Annotated in this window: 1 protein-coding gene and 1 pseudogene; one reads left to right on the top strand and one right to left on the bottom strand. The window is 63.5% G+C overall.

The annotated features are described in order from the left end of the window. Positions 1-600: pseudogene (locus EN750_RS32620) on the bottom strand (mandelate racemase); the annotation flags it as partial. A 149-nt stretch (positions 601-749) separates the two neighbouring features. Here EN750_RS32620 and EN750_RS32625 point away from each other — a divergent pair. Further along, entirely contained in the window at positions 750-1511 is a 762-nt protein-coding gene (locus tag EN750_RS32625) for a GntR family transcriptional regulator (RefSeq protein ID WP_127399142.1), read from the top strand. Positions 1512-1795 lie beyond the last annotated feature (284 nt).

A 1795-nucleotide genomic window follows, 5' to 3' on the forward strand; every position in this document is an offset into this window, starting at 1 on the left:
GTAGCGCAGTGTGTCGGCAGGAAATTCGGCGGCGAGCGCCCTGAAACATTCCAACTCGTAGTCGGGGTGAAACACGCCGGCCTTGAGCTTGTGGGCGTGAAAACCATGCTCGGCCTTGAGCGCGTGGGCATGTTCGAGCAATTGATCGATGGTGCGGACCTCGCCCTTGCCGCTGCGGCGGTCGGCATAGCGAAAGAACAGATAGGAGGCGAAGCCGATCCGGTCGCGCACACGCCCGCCAAGCAGTTGGTAGACCGGCACGCCGAGCTTCTTGCCGATAATGTCGAGACAGGCAAATTCCAGCGCCGCGTGGAGCTGCGTGCGGTTGTTGTAGAGTGACGCCGTCGGATTGCAGATGGCGTAGCGCATCCGGTTGAGATCGAAGGGATCGTGGCCGACAAGGTAGGATTTCAGCCCGGCGAAAGCGAGTTCGGCGCCGGCGCCCCCGCCGCCCATCTCGCCGAGCCCAACAATGCCTTCGTCGGTCTCGACCTCGACCACGGTGCGGACAAAGCGTCCCCAATGCGTACCGTTGCTGTGCCGCAATGCTGCTTCCAGCGGAACGGTGATGGTGGTCGCCTTGATGTCCGTGATCTTCATGCCGGCTCCTCTCCCCTGGCCTACCGGCGTCATACACACTACCATGGTAGTATGTCAATACAGCGTCAATCCTGCTTGCCGCTTGAGTTGGGACGTGCGTGGTGTCATGACCGGAGCAGTGCAGCGCCATTCACAGCAACGGATTCGTCATGGGGACCAAGCTTTCGGGGGCGACCAGATTTTCAGGCAGTGCTGCCAGGTTGAAAACCGCCGGTCAGCGCGACCCCTCGCGGGTGCTGGAGCCGGTCAACAATCGCATGCCGATCTCGCCGCAGATCTACGAGCGCCTGCGCCGCGCCATCACGACGCTGGCGATGTTGCCGTCGGAAGCGCTCAGCGAACAGGACCTTGCCCAGCAGCTCGGTGTCAGCCGTACACCCGTGCGCGAGGCGCTGATCCGGCTTGCCGATGAAGGGCTGATCGACATACTGCCGCAACGCGGCAGCTTCGTCGCGCCGATCCGGCTGAGTGACGTCGAGGAAGCGCAGTTCATTCGCGAGGCGCTCGAAGTCTCCGTCGTGCAGAAGCTGGCCGGACACGGTTCGAGCGCCTTCATCGCGGCAGGCAGGGTGAACCTTGCCCAACAGGCCAAGGCAGTGGCCGAGGGCGACCGCGAGCTGTTTCTCGAGCTTGACGAGGGCTTCCATCGCAGCCTTTGCGAAGAGGCCGGCCTGCCCAAGAGCTGGCGGGTGATCCAGGTGGTCAAGCTGCAGATGGACCGTGTGCGCTATCTGAGCCTGCCAGAGCCCGGCCACCTCGAAACGCTGCTCGCTCAGCATGTGGCGATCTTCGAGGCTGTGGAGACCGGCGAGGCAAAGCAGGCAGGCGCGCGTATGGCGGCGCATCTGCGCGAAGTGCTTCGCACGGTTCAACGGCTCAACGTGGCCCGCCCGGACCTCTTTGGCCAATGATCCATTGACCGCTCATTGGGTGAAGAGCAGCGCCGCGGGCGTGCTGCCACATTTTTGATGAGGAATTCCTGGTGCCAAGGCCTGATCCGCGTATGCTACGGGCGCTTCGCTTGCCTGCTGGCGTCAACCGCCGAAGCGCGGCTCCGCAACGCCTTTGATGCCAAGGCCCGTGATGGCGAACAGACTGCCGCGCAAAACGCCGTCGCCGGGAAAACGCGGCAGCGGCGGCTTGGCCATCGAGGTGACGTAAAGGGTGTCCAGCTTCGGCCCGCCGAACATGACGC

This window comes from Mesorhizobium sp. M7A.F.Ca.ET.027.03.2.1, from assembly GCF_003999175.1.
Lineage (GTDB): Bacteria > Pseudomonadota > Alphaproteobacteria > Rhizobiales > Rhizobiaceae > Mesorhizobium.